Source organism: Rhodococcus sp. YH3-3, from assembly GCF_001653035.1.
Lineage (GTDB): Bacteria > Actinomycetota > Actinomycetes > Mycobacteriales > Mycobacteriaceae > Rhodococcus_F > Rhodococcus_F qingshengii.
In genome coordinates, this window is sequence record NZ_BCWH01000002.1 from 2,461,778 (window position 1) to 2,477,891 (window position 16,114).

Consider the following 16,114-nt stretch of genomic DNA (forward strand, 5'->3'; position numbering starts at 1 on the left):
AGTTCCGACAAGGTCCAGGACGAGTATTAGACTGTCCAACACGAATACCAGGCTGTGATCCGGCAATCACCGGGGAGCTTTCGGAAGAACGGTTCTTGTCGCTTCAGGCGCCCAGAACTCAGTAGAACCGAACGGGTGAGCCCGTCACAGCTCGATCGAGTGGTACCTCGGGATCCAAGCGCGGATCTACGGGGTGCAAACGGGGTGGTACCGCGGTGTCGGCGCACAAGCGCCACGTCGTCCCCGTGCCGAGTCCGACTGGCACGAGGAGATCGCCATGGCGAGTAACGGGTATCCCAAAGTCGACTACGGTGTCCCCGCCGACACCGGAGTCAAGTTCCCCGAACTGGAACAGAAAGTCCTGAAACAGTGGGACGACGACGACACCTTCCGTGCGTCGGTTTCCAATCGGGACGGCAGCGAAGAGTTCGTTTTCTACGACGGACCGCCTTTCGCAAACGGCTTGCCGCATTACGGTCACCTGCTGACGGGGTACGTCAAGGACCTGGTGCCGCGCTTCCAGACCATGCGTGGACGCAAGGTCGAGCGACGCTTCGGCTGGGACTGCCATGGCCTGCCCGCAGAACTCGAAGCGGAGAAGCAACTCGGCATCAAGGACAAGGCCGAGATCGAAGTCATGGGTCTGGCCAAGTTCAACGAGTACTGCAAGGCCTCGGTGCTCAAGTACACCGACGAGTGGCGCGACTACGTCACCCGCCAGGCACGTTGGGTCGACTTCGACAACGACTACAAGACCCTGGACGTCGACTTCATGGAGTCCGTCATGTGGGCCTTCAAGGAGCTGCACGACAAGGGCCTGATCTATCAGGGCTTCCGCGTGCTGCCCTACAGCTGGTACGAGCAGACTCCGCTGTCCAATCAGGAGACTCGTCTCGACGACGCGTACAAGATGCGTCAGGATCCTGCAGTCACGGTCGACATGCCGCTGGTCGCTCCGGGTTCACCATTGGACGGCGCAAACGCGATCATCTGGACCACGACTCCGTGGACACTGCCGTCCAACTTGGCCACTGCGGTTCATCCCGAGGTCGACTACGTCCAGGTGCTCGGCGAGGACGGAAAGCGGTACGTGCTCGCGGAAGCACGGGTTGCTCATTACGCACGTGAGCTGGGGGAGGACCCCGAGGTCGTTTCCCGTCACAAGGGCGCCGAGTTGGTCGGACTGTCGTACATACCGCCGTTCGACTTCTTCCTCGGACATCCGAACGCGCACGTCGTGCTTTCGGCCGACTACGTGACAACCGATTCCGGAACCGGAATCGTCCACCTCGCACCGGCTTTCGGTGAGGAGGATATGGATGTCGCCACAGCCAACGGTATCGAGGTCGTGCAGCCGCTCGATCCGGGTGGAAAGTTCACCTCGATGGTTCCGCCGTACGAGGGCTTGATGGTCTTCGACGCCAACCCGGTCATCATCAAGGACCTCAAGGCCGCTGGAAAGCTGCTGCGGCACGAGACGATCGAGCACTCGTACCCGCACAGTTGGCGCAGTGGGCAGCCGCTCATCTACATGGCGGTTCCCTCGTGGTTCGTCGCGGTCACCAAGTTCCGCGATCGCATGGTCGAGCTGAACAAGGACATCACGTGGGTGCCCGAGCACATCCGTGACGGCCAGTTCGGCAAGTGGCTCGAAGGTGCACGCGACTGGAACATCAGCCGAAACCGCTACTGGGGCAGCCCGATCCCGGTGTGGGTGTCGGACGATCCGCAGTACCCGCGTACGGACGTCTACGGATCGCTCGATCAGTTGGAGGCAGACTTCGGTGTGCGTCCGACCGATCTGCATCGCCCGATGATCGACGACCTGGTCCGCCCGAACCCCGACGACCCGACCGGGAAGTCGATGATGCGCCGCGTTCCCGAGGTGCTCGACTGCTGGTTCGAATCCGGTTCGATGCCGTACGCGCAGGTGCACTACCCATTCGAGAACCGTGAATGGTTCGAGGGCCATTTCCCGGGCGATTTCATCGTCGAGTACAACGGGCAGACTCGCGGCTGGTTCTACACGCTGCACGTGCTGGCCACCGCACTCTTCGATCGTCCGGCGTTCAAAACCGTTGCTGCGCACGGCATCGTGCTCGGCGACGACGGACTCAAGATGAGCAAGTCCAAGGGCAACTACCCGGACGTGAAGGAGGTGTTCAACCGCGACGGCAGCGATGCCATGCGATGGTTCCTGATGTCTTCGCCGATCTTGCGCGGCGGAAACCTCATCGTGACCGAGCAGGGCATCCGCGAAGGTGTGCGTCAGGCATTGCTCCCGCTGTGGAACGCCTGGAGCTTCCTGCAGTTGTACGCGCCGGAATCCGGTGTGTGGCGTACCGATTCGGAGAACATCCTCGATCAGTACATCCTGGCCAAGCTCGCTACCACCCGCGACGTGATCACCGAGGCCCTCGAGGTCAACGACATCGCCGGCGCGTGCGACGAGCTTCGGTTGTTCTGTGACGCACTCACCAACTGGTATGTGCGACGGTCGCGTTCGCGGTTCTGGGACGAGGATCGCGACGCGATCGACACCCTGCACACCGTGCTCGAGGTCGTGACGCGTCTCGCTGCGCCGCTGTTGCCGCTGGTGTCCGAGGTGATCTGGCGCGGGCTGACCGGGGAGCGCTCGGTTCACCTGGCTGATTGGCCCGAGGCGTCGGAGCTCCCCGCGAACCCCGAGCTGGTAGCGGCGATGGACGACGTCCGGACCGTGTGCTCCACGGTGCTGAGCCTGCGCAAGGCGCAGAATCTGCGTGTTCGTCTTCCGCTGCCCGAAGTCACGGTTGCGGCGCCGGATGCCGAGCGTCTGCGTCCGTTCCTCGGACTGATCGCCGACGAGGTCAACGTCAAGAAGGTCGATCTGACCGATGACGTCGACGTGCACGGGCGCTTCGAGATCGCGGTCAATGCGCGTGCTGCAGGACCGCGTCTGGGCAAGTCCGTTCAGACTGTCATCAAGGCGGTCAAGGCGGGCGACTGGACCGAGAACGCGGACGGCGTCGTGGTTGCGGCGGGCATCGAACTGCTGCCCGAGGAGTACACGCAGAAACTGGTTGCGGCCGAGCCGGATTCGACGGCGGCACTGCCGGACGGTGCGGGACTGGTCGTACTCGATTCCGCTGTGACGGAGGAACTCGAAGCCGAGGGGTGGGCCAAGGACCGTATCCGTCAGTTGCAGGATGCGCGCCGCGCCGCCGGTTTGGACGTCTCGGACCGGATCAACGTCGTACTCGAGGTTCCGCAGGACTGCAAGGAGTGGGCGGAGCGTCATCGCGAATTGATCGCCGGTGAGGTTCTGGCCACCTCGTTCTCGGTGGGTGAAGCGGGAGACGACGCCGTCGATCTCGGTGACGGTATCCGCGCCGCGATTACGAAGGTCTAATACCGCCATATCTACTCCGGCTCCCCGATGAATGTCTGTATGTCGGGGTGCCGGAGTAGTTTGCTCTCATGAGTACGAGCAAGGAAACCGTGGCGCGCATTCTCGAGCAGTTGGAACCGCTCGACGTGCGGGCAAGGGCGATGTTCGGCGAGTACGGAGTGTATTGCGACGAGAAGATCGTGGGCTTGATCTGCGGAGACGTCCTGTTCGTCAAACCCACGGAGGTCAGTACCGAGTTCGGATCAGAGGCCGATCTGGCTCCGCCGTACCCGGGGGCGAAGGATTACTACCGGGTTCCGGAGGAACGGTTGCAGGACCTCGATCACCTTCACGCCTTCATTCAACGGACTGCCGACGTATTGCCCCTGCCGAAGAAGAAGTCGACCGAGAAGAAGGCGCGGACGTAGATTCTGCACCTACTTTTGAGAGAACCGTAACGCCCGATGAATCAAGGTGATCCCACACGAAGTCGCAGGTGGGTGCTGCATCTCGACATGGATGCGTTTTTCGCTTCCGCCGAGCAGTTGACGCGTCCGACGCTGCGAGGTCGCCCGGTGCTGGTCGGCGGCTTGGGCGGGCGCGGAGTGGTGGCCGGGGCAAGTTACGAAGCGAGAGTTTTCGGTGCGCGTTCGGCGATGCCGATGCACCAAGCACGCCGGATGGTCGGTGGCGGAGCGGTGGTATTGCCACCGCGGATGTCGTTGTATTCGGTTCTGAGTAAACGCACCTTCGACGCGTTGCGCCTTCGTATGCCGATCCTCGAGCAATTGTCGGTGGACGAGGCCTTCGGCGAACCGGTGGAATTGGCCGGAGTCGGCGCCGACGAGGTCCGCGCGTTTTGTGAGGACCTGCGGGCGTTGATCAAAGCCGAGACCGGGTTGGTTGCCTCGATCGGTGCCGGCGCAGGTAAGCAGGTCGCCAAGATCGCGTCGGGACTGGCAAAGCCCGACGGCGTCGCAGTGATTCCTCCCGGGATGCAGCACGAGTTGCTCGATCCACTTCCGGTGCGAAAGCTGTGGGGGATCGGTCCTGTTGCCGAGGAAAAGCTCAAGCGTCTCGGAATCGAAACCATCGGAGGGTTTGCCCGCACTCCCATAGCGGAGGTGGCGTCGATACTCGGAACCACTGTCGGACCGGGGTTGCATCGGCTCGCACAGGGGATCGACGATCGGCCGGTCGCCGAGCGTGCCGAATCCAAGCAGATCAGCGCGGAATCCACGTTCGCCGCAGACATCGTCACGATGGCACAATTGCGCGCGGCCGTCGAAAGTAGTGGTCGTGCAGCATTTTCCAGGCTGGAGAAGGACGGAAGAGCTGCTCGCACCGTCGTACTGAAGCTCAAGAAGTCCGACATGAGTATCTTGACTCGATCCGTGACGCTGCCGTTTGCCACCATCGACCGCCAAATCCTTATCGCGACCGCGCAGAAACAGGTCATCGATCCACAGGAATTGGGGCCGATTCGCCTGGTCGGTGTGGGATTCGCCGGTTTGTCCACGGTTCGGCAAGGATCACTTTTTCCCGAGTTGGATCAGGATGTTCCCGGCTATCCGGTCGAGACTCTCACGGGCGCCCTCGATGAGGCCGAACTCGACGTTCCGGTGGCCGCACGCGTCCCTCAGCGCTACTGGCACCCCGGTTTGGACGTGAAGCATCCAGAATACGGACACGGTTGGGTGCAGGGCGCGGGGCACGGTGTGGTGACGGTTCGCTTCGAAACCCGTTCCAGTGGAACGGGAATCGCCAAAACCTTTGCCGAATCCGATGAGGTGCTCGAGGTAGCAGATGCGGTCGACAGCCTTCTCTGAGGATGTCCTTAGACTTTTTCCGCTTACCGTTGGGTAATGTTGTCGACGATCCTCGAGCAAGCACGATGTTCGACTGACGCTCGAATGTGAACACCCGAATGGATAGGACTGAGAAGTTGAAGCTTCAGAAGATGACCGTTGCAGCCGTGGCGATCGCAGCAGCCCTGACGATGACCGCTTGTGGCTCGGACGGAGGAGATTCCGACAAGACCACTTCGGCGAAGCCCACGACCACCACCTCTGCGGCAGCTCCGTCTGAAGTTGTCCTTCCGACATCTGCCGAGCTCAACGGCAAGGTCGCTCAGGCACTCGACGAGAGCGTTCCGGCCGCAGACAAGGTCAACCTCGTCCAGGGCGCCGAGCAGGATCCCGAGCTGATCAACCAGGTCGCCGCTGCCGCCAAGGCTGCCGGCGCACAGGTCGAGATCCTCGACCCGGTCACCGACACGGGTAGCGAGACGGCAGCAGCTTCGCTGAACATCGTCGTCAACGGTCAGCCGCTGCAGCAGGGCCTGCAGGCGTCGTTCGTCTACGAAGACGGCGTCTGGAAGCTCTCGAAGACCACCGCTTGCCAGATCGTCGGCGTTGCAGGTCTGACCTCGCCGGCTTGCGCTGCTTGATCTCTCGGTAACACCTGAAACACCAGAGCGGCCGCCGACTCCCGAAGGGAGTGGGCGGCCGCTCTTCACGTGGTAAGCGACGTCAATGATGGAATCCCTCGGTGACGCGCGGCCGCGGCATCGGGCTGTCCAGTTCGTCGAGGAACGCGGTTTCCTCTTCGATGATGCGCAGCAGATTGGCCGCCAGGTCCATGCTCAGTCCGTTACGAACCACGATGCGCTGCACTGTCAGATCCGCGAGATCGTCCGGCATGGGGTAGGCCGGCACCAACCAGCCCTTGCCTCGCAACCGGTCCGAGAGGTCGTACAGCGTCCAGTTGGACGTGTGCCCCTCGGCGAGGCGCCACGCGAAGACCGGGATGTCGGAACCGTCGTTCCACAGTTCGAACGCGTCGAGTTTCCCGATCCCTTCGGCGAGAAATTTCGCCACGTCCTGGGAGGACTGCTGGATCGCGCGATAGCCGTCGTGGCCGAGACGCAGGAACAAGTAGAACTGCAGGATCACCTGAGCGCCGGGACGCGAGAAGTTCAGTGCGAAGGTCGGCATACTGCCGCCGAGGTAGCTCACCTTGAAGACGAGGTCGTCGGGAAGTAGATCCTGCGATCGCCAGACCACCCAGCCGAGGCCGGGGTAGACGAGCCCGTACTTGTGCGCCGAGGTGTTGATGGAGTGGACGCGCGGTAGTCGGAAATCCCATTCGAGTTCGGGCTGAAGGAACGGTGCGATCATCGCACCGGAAGCGCCGTCGACGTGGATGGGGACGTCGAGTCCCGTCTTCGCCTGGATCGCATCGAGTGCCTTCGAGATTTCCAGGACCGGCTCGTACATCCCGGTGTACGTGACGCCCATGATCGCGACGACACCGATGGTGTTCTCGTCGACGTACTTGTCCAGATCGTGACCGTCGAGGGTGCGGTGTTCCTCGCTGATCGGCACGTAACGCGCTTCGACGTCCCAGTAGTTGCAGAACTTCTCCCAGCACACCTGGACCGCGGAACTCATGATGAGATTTGGCTTTTCGGTGGACTTGCCCGCGGCTTTTCGTGCGAGCTGCCAGCGTCGTTTCATCGCCAGGCCGCCGAGCATGCAGGCTTCGGACGAACCGATCGTCGAGGTGCCGATTGCGTCCTTGGGGGAGGGTGAGTGCCAGAGGTCGGCAAGGATACGCCAGCAATAGGTTTCGATCGCGGCGGTCTGCGGATACTCGTCCTTGTCGATCATGTTCTTGTCGAACGACTCGGCATACAGTTTGGTGGCGTGATCGTCCATCCACGTGCTGACGAACGTCGCGAGATTGAGCCGCGCATTGCCGTCGAGCATCGTTTCGTCGTGGACGATCTGATACGCGGTCTCGGGAAGCATGCCATCGGGTTCGAGTGTGTACTTCGATGCAACCGAATCCTCGCCAGGCCTCGAGAAGATCGGATTGACGGCTACGTAATCGGTGTGATCTGACCTTCTGGGTTCCGGCATGAACTCTGGCTCCTCACATCAGTGTGTCGCGTTGGTCTGTTTCGTACCTACTCTCACCGTTCAGTGTGGACGGGCAGTTGTCAAAGGGTCTGTGGTCCCGAATCATTCGCGAAAGGCCGAGACAGGACGAATCCGCTCGTTGTCAGGGCGTTTGTGCGCGCAGGCGATCTGCGGCGGCCGATGCCATCGAGAGGAGAACATCGGGGGCGATCGGACTCGGCGCCGTCGCGGACAGCTGAGTCAACGTCGTCCCGACTGCGGCCACGATCGCGTCGGCAACCAAGGTGAAACCGCCACTCTCCGTGATGATTCGGAAAGCGAAAGACGCGTCGCCGATGTTCGGGTCCGACGCTCCGCCGACGCGATAGGTGATTGTCGTTCCGTCGGCATCGGTTCCCGAATACTCCGCACACCCAGCCAGCGTGGTCTGAAGTTTCTCGAAAGCTGCTGCTGCCGCGGTGCCGTCGGCGTACGAAGCAGAGTCCTGATCGATGCTCGTGAAATCGGGGCCGGTGAACATGTCGGAGAGGTCGGCGACCGATCCGGGAGCCTGGGTGGCTATCGGCGCCAGAACCTGGGCGCAGACGGCGGGGTCGGTGCTCGACTTGTCCGCCTCCGAATTTTCCGGCGCCGGTGCGAGGCCGAGGTCGTCGACCGGGTCGGGAACTACGTCGAAGTCGGCAGGTAGCTCGGACAGGGTGAGCGCGGCTCGTTGCAGGCCGTCACGGTCGAGAGGCGCCCCGCTCAGCGGTGCGGCCGGAGCAGCCGTGAACGGCGCCAAGCCGACCTGTGGGGCGGAAACCTGCGTAGTCGTGTCGGCACCAGGCGAGTCGTCCGAGCCGCAACCGGTCACGACGAACAGTGCCGCCGTTGCGGTCAGACCAAGTGCGAGAAGCGACCGGCGTGTCACGATTCCCACCGAATGCTGTTGGAGATGGTCTGCCGGATCACCGAGGAGCTGTCCGGGTCGCCGTATGCCTGGTCGCCGCCGACGGTCATCTGTCCGTCGATCGGCAAGGGGAGTGAGAGGTCGACGGTGAGGTTTCCGGAGCCGGCCATGACGTATTGATCGATGTTCAGCGTTCCGGCGTCACCAGCCAGGTTCCAGACCGGGCTCTGCGGGGTCTGCGATACGTCCACCGCGAGCGAAAGCCGATTGCCCTCGCGCGCGGTGAGCGTGACGGTGGTTGTCTGATCGAGCAGGATTTCGCTGCTGACTTGCTGCCGAACCACCCAACGTGCGCCGACACCGACCGGAGCGTCGGGGAGTGCAACGGTCCGGTAGACCGCTTGGCCCAGCGCTTGTTCGATTGCAGCGCGGGCAGCATTGGCCGAGTTGGCGGAGGGCTTCAACCGTAGGGCGGTGATGGCGCCCGAATCCGTGACCGACAATCCGGCCGCAGACCCGTCGGCCCCGCTCAGCGCAGCCTGCAGCGTTGCATCGGGCGAGGTCATCGACGACAGCGTGAGGTCAACGACTGCGGTGGGATCGTCAGCGGTCACGTTTGCCGAGAGCGGGATCGTGATCTCCGGCGAAGAGAAATCCTGCGCCGGTTGTTGATCGATCTGCTGACTCACGACGGCCTGGGTGACGAGCGTCGCCGTCTGCGTGGTGCCGACAGGCAAGTTCGTACGCAAAACCTCGCGCGGCTCGCTTCCCGCCTCGAGAACTTCGACCGTCGCGGCGGTCACCGGAACAGTCACCTCACTCGGCGAGGAGGTCGGGGTGTTCGGAGGTTGATCCGAGTCGCCGCAAGCGGTGAGAACGGTGGTGAGAGCGAGGGCAGCGAGGGCGAACGGAACGCGTCGGCCGGTCGTGGACAGCAGTGGCACGCGCTCCAGGCTAGCCGCAGTTGCAGAGTGCGTGACCCGGTGCGGTGAACATGAGGGATGATGGTTGCGTGAGTACAGACCATCCAGACCGAGATGTCAACGCGGAGGATCAGCCGATTACCGAAATCTCGAAGGCCGACGAGCCCGAAACCGTGAAACCGGAAGCCGTGAAATCGGAAGACGGTGACCTGGCGGTTGTGCCGGTCGAAAAGCCCCGCCGGCTGACCATGCTCATTGCCATCGCCGCTGTCATCCTGCTCTCGGACATTCTCACGAAGGTGTGGGCAGTCGCCGCGGTCAAACCGGGGCAGCCGATCGAAATCATCGGTGACGTGGTCACATTCACGATGGTGCGCAATCCGGGGGCAGCGTTCTCGATGGCGACGTCGATGACGTGGATCCTCACTCTCGTCGCAATCGGTGTGGTCATCGGTGTGATCAAGATCGGTCGCACGCTCCGATCACCGTGGTGGGCGCTCGGTCTCGGCCTCGTTCTCGGCGGCGCGCTGGGTAACCTCGTCGACCGATTCTTCCGCTCTCCCGGAATCATGCGCGGACATGTGGTGGATTTCGTCTCCGTCGGCTGGTGGCCGGTGTTCAACATCGCGGATTCCGCGATCGTCTGTGGCGCGATTCTGCTCGTCGTCCTGACACTGTTCGGCTTCGAACCCAACGGTGAACGCCTGCGTGATCACAAGGCGGACGACAAGAAGCTCACCGAATCGAAGGCTGCAGCCGAGGGAGAAACCAAGTGAGGGAATCCCGTTCGATGCCAGTGCCCGACGGTCTCGATGCCATGCGCGTCGATGCCGGCCTCGCGCGCCTTCTCGGACTCTCGCGCACCGTGGTCGCGACACTCGCGGAAGAAGGCTCGGTACTCGTCGACGGTGTGGCCGTCGGCAAGTCCGATCGTCTGACCGCAGGGTCGTGGCTCGAGGTAGTCCTGCCCGAACCGCCGCGGCCCCTGACCATCGAAGCGACACCGGTCGAGGGAATGGAGATCCTCTACGCCGACGACGACGTCGTGGCAGTCGACAAGCCCGTCGGAGTTGCCGCGCACGCCAGCGTCGGGTGGACGGGACCGACCGTCATCGGCGGACTTGCCGCGGCCGGTTTCCGCATCTCGACGTCCGGTGCCCACGAGCGTCAGGGCATCGTCCACCGCCTGGACGTCGGAACGTCGGGTGTCATGGTGGTTGCCACATCCGAGCGCGCGTACACGTTGCTCAAGCGCGCTTTCAAGCAGCGGACCATCGACAAGCGCTACCACGCTCTCGTGCAGGGACACCCCGACCCGAGCAGCGGAACGATCGACGCGCCCATCGGACGCCATCACGGGAACGACTGGCGATTCACGGTCACAGCCGACGGCAAGCCCAGCGTCACGCACTACGACACCATCGAGGCGTTCCAGGCAGCGAGTCTGCTGGACGTGCACCTCGAAACCGGTCGCACACACCAGATCCGTGTCCACTTTTCGGCGTTGCGCCATCCGTGCTGCGGCGACCTGACCTACGGCGCGGACCCTCGACTTGCCGAAAGGCTCGGCCTCGAGCGCCAGTGGCTGCACGCCGTGTCTCTTGGATTCGCACATCCGGCGGACGGTCGCTGGGTCGAGATCAAGAGCAAGTACCCGAAGGATCTCGAACACGCACTCGAAGTTCTCCGGTCCTCATGACACCGCGCGGGCTTACCCCCGCGCCGGCCGTCGTCGCGGTGGTGGTCGGTGTGGCGGCGGTGGTGGGCGTGGGGTTCGCGAATCCCGTGCCGACCCCGCCGATCCGGACGGACACCCTGGGTCCGGACAGTGGGGAAGCTGTCCCGGACTACCTCGACCGAGCGCGAGATTCCGTCGCGTCGGTCGATGGGCCGGTGTGGGCGTTGGTCTCGTTCACGAAGGCACTCACCGTCGACGAGGTCATCACGTCGACCAGCAGTGTTCAGGTGCCGGGCGCTGAGGTCTCGGGCGTTCGCGTGTCCAGGGTCATGTTCCGAGTTCCGATCGAGCGCGTCCAGACGCCGCTCATGTCGGTGCCCGTTCCCGACAACGACGAAGCAGTACGCAGATCGCCCGGTGTTGCAGCCACGCGACTGGTCTCGCTCGGCGGCGACACCGATCGTCAGCAACAGGTGGCGCTCGCGTCGGCGAAGCAATTGTCCGCCGGGTGCGCCTGCGCGGTGGGCGTGCTGGTGCGAGCTACTCCCGAAGGACTCGAAGCGATCGAACATGACTCGAACGTCCGTGCAGTGGAAGCGTTGCCGTCCGACGCCTCGCCGTGGTTGGCAGCCGTCCGTCCCTTGCTGCCGGAGTACGTGGACGTCGTTGCTCCCGGCCCCGACGATGGTCCGGTCCCGTGAACTCCGGTTCTGTGAACAAGGACGAACGCGCTGAGTCCCGTTCGTCCTCGGGGATCTTCTACGGTGTGGCGGCTTTCCTGTTGTGGGGAACGTTCCCGGCCTTCTTCGGATTACTCGACTTCGCCGATCCGGTCGAGATCCTGGCGCACCGGGTGGTGTGGACCCTTCTGTTGATGCTGATCGTGTTGGCCTTTGCCGGCCGCCTCGGATCGCTTCGCGGAATCAGCGCACGCACCTGGCTGCTGGTGACCGCGGCGTCAGCGGCGATCGCCGTGAACTGGGGGACGTACATCTATGCCGTGGTGTCAGGCCGCGTCGTGGAGGCGGCTCTCGGGTACTTCATCAACCCGCTGGTCACCGTTCTGCTCGGCGTCGTGATCTTCCGCGAACGATTGCGTCCCGCCCAGATCGCCGCGCTCGTTCTCGCTGCCACGGCAGTTGTGGTGATCACGGTCGACTTCGGGAAACCTCCGATCGTCGCTTTGCTGCTCGCCGGCTCGTTTGCCACCTATGGGTTGGTCAAGAAGGTGGTTCCGCTCGATCCTCGAACCAGTTTGACTGCCGAGGGAGTCGTTGCCGCACCGTTCGCGGTCGGCTACCTCGTGTTTCTCGGCCTGACCGGGGCCGGTGCATTCATCAGCAGCGGTACCGGGCACAGCCTGTTGCTGCTTGCCGCCGGCCCGGTCACCGCGCTGCCGCTGCTCCTGTTCGGCGTCGCCGCTCAGAGAGTTCCGTTGGCGACGATGGGCATGCTGCAGTACCTCACCCCGGCGCTCCAGATGGCGTGGGGTGTGGCCGTCATGCACGAGGACATGCCGGCCTCACGCTGGATCGGCTTCGTTCTGATCTGGGCTGCACTGGTGATCTTCACGACAGACACCTTCGTCGCCGGTCGACGTTCGCGGCGTTCGGTGAGGTCGAGCGCCGAACCCGAGGTTCCGGTCACGTGACCGGAGGCGGCGCACGGCGACTCCGCTACGTCGGTCGCCGGTCGTGTCGGCAGCGCGGAATACACTCGATCTCGCTCCCAGACCTTCAGAGAGGCGCACGTGGCTGACTCGTTCGTACATCTTCACAATCACACCGAGTACTCGATGCTCGACGGTGCGGCCAAGGTCGGCGCCATGTTCGAGGAGGCCGCTCGTCTCGAAATGACCGCAGTCGGCATGACCGACCACGGAAACATGTACGGCGCCAGCCAGTTCTACAACGAGGCAAAGAGCGCCGGCATCAAGCCGATCATCGGCATCGAGGCCTACATCGCACCCGAGTCTCGCTTCAACACCAAGCGAGTTCTGTGGGGAGATCGCAGCCAGAAGTCCGACGACGTCTCCGGTAGCGGTGCGTACACCCACATGACGATGGTGGCCGAGAACGCGACCGGACTCCGCAACCTCTTCAAGCTGTCGTCGCTCGCGTCCATCGAGGGCCAGCTCGGTAAATGGCCACGGATGGACGAGGAGCTCATCGCCGCGCACGCCGAGGGCATCATCGCGACCACGGGTTGCCCGTCCGGTGAGATCCAGACCCGCCTTCGTCTCGGTCACGATCGCGAGGCTCTCGAAGCTGCCGCGAAGTGGCAGGAGATCTGGGGCCCGGACAACTTCTTCCTCGAACTGATGGATCACGGTCTCTCGATCGAGCGCCGTGTGCGAGAGGGTCTGCTCGACATCGGCAAGCAACTCGGTATTCCGCCACTTGCCACCAATGACTGCCATTACGTCACCAAGGACGCCGCCGAGAATCACGAGGCGCTGCTCTGCATTCAGACCGGCAAGACGCTCTCCGACCCCACTCGCTTCAAGTTCGACGGCGACGGCTACTACCTCAAGTCCGCTGCCGAGATGCGCGCCATCTGGGACAACGAGGTACCGGGGGCATGCGACAACACCGTTGCAATCGGCGAGCGTGTGCAGTCGTACGAGGACGTGTGGGCGTTCCACGACCGCATGCCGATCTTCCCGGTCCCGGAGGGACACACGCAGCAGACCTTCCTGCGCGCCGAGGTGATGCGCGGACTCGATCGCCGATTCCCGAGCGGACCGCCGCAGGAGTACCTCGCCCGCGCCGACTACGAGATCGGCGTCATCAACGAAATGGGCTTCCCGGCCTACTTCCTCGTGGTCGGCGACCTGATCAACCACGCCAAGGACGTCGGGATCCGTGTCGGGCCCGGCCGTGGATCGGCTGCCGGTTCGTTGGTGGCCTACGCGATGGGTATCACCAACATCGACCCCATCCCGTACGGGTTGCTGTTCGAGCGATTCCTCAACCCCGAGCGTGTGTCCATGCCCGATATCGATATCGACTTCGATGATCGCCGTCGCGGCGAGATGGTTCGCTACGCGACGGACAAGTGGGGCAACGACAAGGTCGCCCAGGTCATCACCTTCGGCACCATCAAGACCAAGGCTGCCATCAAGGACTCGGCTCGCGTCCAGTTCGGCAAGCCGGGCTTCGCCATCGCCGATCAGATCACCAAGGCACTCCCGCCGCCCATCATGGCCAAGGACATCTCTGTCTCCGGTATCACCGATCCGAAGCACGAGCGGTACAAGGAGGCCGTCGAGGTTCGAGCACTCATCGACTCCAGCCCGGACGTCGCGAAGATCTACAAGACTGCGGTGGGTCTGGAGGGGCTGATCCGTAACGCCGGTGTGCACGCCTGCGCGGTCATCATGTCGTCCGAACCGCTCACCGACGCAATCCCGGTCTGGAAGCGCGCCCAGGACGGCGCAATCATCACCGGGTGGGACTACCCTTCGTGTGAAGCCATCGGCCTGCTCAAGATGGACTTCCTCGGTCTGCGAAACCTCACGGTCATCGGCGACACGCTCGAGAACATCAAAGCCAACCGCGGCATCGACCTCGACCTCGACACTTTGCCGATGGACGATGCGGCAACATACGAACTGCTCGCCCGCGGCGACACTCTCGGTGTGTTCCAGCTCGACGGCGGCGGTATGCGCGAGTTGCTGAAACTGATGCAGCCCACCGGATTCGGCGACATCGTCGCCGCCTTGGCGCTGTATCGACCGGGACCGATGGGTGTGGACGCCCACATCTCGTACGCCAAGCGCAAGAACGCCTTGGAAGACGTCAAGCCGATTCACCCCGAACTGGAGGAGCCGCTCGCGGAGATCCTCTCCGAGACCTACGGCCTGATCATCTACCAGGAGCAGATCATGCAACTGGCGCAGAAGGTGGCCGGGTACACCCTGGGTCAGGCCGACTTGCTGCGTCGCGCGATGGGTAAGAAGAAGCTGTCCGAGCTGGAAAAGGCCTACGCCGGCTTCCGGCAGGGCATGTTGGACAACAACTTCAGCGAAGCCGCCATCAAGGCGCTGTGGGACACGGTCCTTCCCTTCGCCGGCTACGCGTTCAACAAGTCGCACTCCGCCGGCTACGGACTCGTGTCGTACTGGACTGCGTACCTCAAGGCGAACTACCCGGCCGAGTACATGGCGGGTCTGCTGACCTCCGTCGGTGACGACAAGGACAAGTCCGCCATCTATCTCGCCGACTGCCGCAAGTTGGGCATCACCGTTCTCCCGCCGGACGTCAACGAGTCACGCGTCGACTTCGCGACCGTCGGCGACGACATCCGTTTCGGTATGGGGTCGGTGCGCAACGTCGGCGCCAACGTCGTCGCTTCGATCATCAAGGCGCGCACCGAGAAATCGAAGTTCACCGATTTCTCCGACTATCTCGGCAAGATCGACGCGATGGCTTGCAACAAGAAGGTCACCGAATCTCTCATCAAGGCCGGTGCTTTCGACTCGTTGGGTCACCCGCGCAAGGGCCTGATGTTGGTTCATGCCGACGCCATCGATTCCGTGATGAGCACCAAGAAGGCAGAGGCGATCGGACAGTTCGACCTCTTCGGCGGTGCCGAAGCGGACGAGTCGATCACCTCGGTGTTCGACGTCAAGATTCCCGAGGAGGAGTGGGACTCCAAGCATCGCCTGGCACTCGAACGAGAGATGCTGGGGCTGTACGTTTCCGGTCACCCGCTCAACGGTGTCGAGCACATTCTTCGCCAGCAGTCCGACACGTCCATCGCTGCGATACTCGAAGGCGGCGTTCAGGACGGTGCCCAGGTAACTCTCGGCGGCATCATCGCCTCGGTGGACCGCCGGGTCAACAAGAACGGTCTGACCTGGTGCATCGTGCAGCTCGAAGATCTCGTGGGTGGAATCGAGGTGCTGTTCTTCCCGCAGGCGTACGCCGTGTACGGAATGGACATCGCCGAGGATGCCATCGTGTTGGTCAAGGCTCGCGTTTCGATCCGAGACGATCGGATGTCACTGATCGGCAACGACCTTGCGGTACCTGATATTTCGGCGATCGGGGTTGCGCGTCCGCTGTCGGTCTCGCTGCCGCTTCGGCAATGCACCAAGGACAAGCTCAGTGCTCTCAAGCAGGTGTTGACCAGGCATCCGGGGACGTCCGATGTCCATGTCCGACTGATCGGCGGAACCGAAATCAGCTTGTGGAAGGTCGACGATGTCCTTCGGGTCGAACCGTCCTCGGCACTGATGGGCGACCTGAAGGCATTGCTCGGACCGAGTTGCCTGACGGTCTGACCGCCGAGCGGACCTGAACCGAACGAAGGGACCTTGCTGCTGAT

The 16,114-nt window shown here is 63.0% G+C and carries 12 protein-coding genes; 9 read left to right on the forward strand and 3 right to left on the reverse strand.

Translation table 11 applies throughout. The features are described from left to right. Positions 1-277: 277 nt before the first annotated feature. The 4 genes from ileS to YH3_RS24535 all read left to right on the forward strand — a co-directional run bounded on the left by ileS (position 278) and on the right by YH3_RS24535 (position 5,819). Positions 278-3,391, forward strand: coding sequence for an isoleucine--tRNA ligase (gene ileS / locus YH3_RS24520; RefSeq protein WP_064444270.1), 3,114 nt, complete (start codon positions 278-280; stop codon positions 3,389-3,391). Positions 3,392-3,459: 68 nt separating this feature from the next. Continuing rightward, positions 3,460-3,798 carry a TfoX/Sxy family protein gene (locus YH3_RS24525; protein WP_007733191.1) on the forward strand — a complete coding sequence of 113 codons (339 nt, stop codon included), beginning with the start codon at positions 3,460-3,462 and terminating at the stop codon, positions 3,796-3,798. A 36-nt stretch (positions 3,799-3,834) separates the two neighbouring features. Further along, positions 3,835-5,199: a DNA polymerase IV gene (locus YH3_RS24530; RefSeq protein ID WP_042452844.1), complete on the forward strand. Its 1,365-nt coding sequence runs from the start codon at positions 3,835-3,837 to the stop codon at positions 5,197-5,199. 131 nt (positions 5,200-5,330) lie between these two features. Beyond that, positions 5,331-5,819, forward strand: coding sequence for a hypothetical protein (locus YH3_RS24535; RefSeq protein WP_007733181.1), 489 nt, complete (start codon positions 5,331-5,333; stop codon positions 5,817-5,819). A gap of 82 nt (positions 5,820-5,901) precedes the next feature. On the opposite strand, the gene YH3_RS24540 is transcribed toward YH3_RS24535, so the two are convergent. The 3 genes from YH3_RS24540 to YH3_RS24550 all read right to left on the reverse strand — a co-directional run bounded on the left by YH3_RS24540 (position 5,902) and on the right by YH3_RS24550 (position 9,126). Beyond that, positions 5,902-7,293 (reverse strand): glutamate decarboxylase, encoded by a 1,392-nt coding sequence (locus tag YH3_RS24540; protein ID WP_064444152.1) that lies wholly within the window; start codon positions 7,291-7,293, stop codon positions 5,902-5,904. A 142-nt stretch (positions 7,294-7,435) separates the two neighbouring features. Then, the gene (locus YH3_RS24545) at positions 7,436-8,203 is read right to left on the reverse strand and encodes a sensor domain-containing protein (RefSeq protein ID WP_228232670.1); all 768 of its coding nucleotides are present in this window, start codon (positions 8,201-8,203) and stop codon (positions 7,436-7,438) included. Then, entirely contained in the window at positions 8,200-9,126 is a 927-nt protein-coding gene (locus YH3_RS24550; protein WP_003941753.1) for a hypothetical protein, read from the reverse strand. The genes YH3_RS24545 and YH3_RS24550 overlap by 4 nt, the downstream gene beginning before the upstream one ends. Before the next feature lie 68 nt (positions 9,127-9,194). Between YH3_RS24550 and lspA the strand changes: the two genes are divergently transcribed. The 5 genes from lspA to dnaE all read left to right on the forward strand — a co-directional run bounded on the left by lspA (position 9,195) and on the right by dnaE (position 16,070). Next, complete coding sequence (gene lspA, locus YH3_RS24555) at positions 9,195-9,881, forward strand: signal peptidase II (RefSeq protein ID WP_050655314.1); 687 nt, start codon at positions 9,195-9,197, stop codon at positions 9,879-9,881. Further along, positions 9,878-10,804, forward strand: coding sequence for an RluA family pseudouridine synthase (locus YH3_RS24560; RefSeq protein ID WP_007733161.1), 927 nt, complete (start codon positions 9,878-9,880; stop codon positions 10,802-10,804). Before lspA ends, YH3_RS24560 begins: the two co-directional genes overlap by 4 nt. Beyond that, positions 10,801-11,484, forward strand: a complete 684-nt coding sequence (locus YH3_RS24565; protein ID WP_007733159.1) for a hypothetical protein — start codon at positions 10,801-10,803, stop codon at positions 11,482-11,484. The genes YH3_RS24560 and YH3_RS24565 overlap by 4 nt, the downstream gene beginning before the upstream one ends. Continuing rightward, a complete protein-coding gene (gene rarD / locus YH3_RS24570; RefSeq protein ID WP_007733157.1) occupies positions 11,481-12,434 on the forward strand; it encodes an EamA family transporter RarD in 954 nt (317 codons plus the stop codon). The genes YH3_RS24565 and rarD overlap by 4 nt, the downstream gene beginning before the upstream one ends. Before the next feature lie 99 nt (positions 12,435-12,533). Next, positions 12,534-16,070 carry a DNA polymerase III subunit alpha gene (dnaE, locus tag YH3_RS24575; protein ID WP_007733155.1) on the forward strand — a complete coding sequence of 1,179 codons (3,537 nt, stop codon included), beginning with the start codon at positions 12,534-12,536 and terminating at the stop codon, positions 16,068-16,070. The last annotated feature ends 44 nt before the right edge of the window (positions 16,071-16,114 follow it).

Coding starts and splice junctions, on each gene's coding strand:
- ileS (WP_064444270.1), top strand. CDS start 278: ATGGCGAGTAACGGGTATCCCAAAGTCGACTACGGTGTCCCCGCCGAC.
- YH3_RS24565 (WP_007733159.1), top strand. CDS start 10,801: ATGACACCGCGCGGGCTTACCCCCGCGCCGGCCGTCGTCGCGGTGGTG.
- YH3_RS24535 (WP_007733181.1), top strand. CDS start 5,331: ATGACCGTTGCAGCCGTGGCGATCGCAGCAGCCCTGACGATGACCGCT.
- YH3_RS24540 (WP_064444152.1), bottom strand. CDS start 7,293: ATGCCGGAACCCAGAAGGTCAGATCACACCGATTACGTAGCCGTCAAT.
- YH3_RS24525 (WP_007733191.1), top strand. CDS start 3,460: ATGAGTACGAGCAAGGAAACCGTGGCGCGCATTCTCGAGCAGTTGGAA.
- YH3_RS24530 (WP_042452844.1), top strand. CDS start 3,835: ATGAATCAAGGTGATCCCACACGAAGTCGCAGGTGGGTGCTGCATCTC.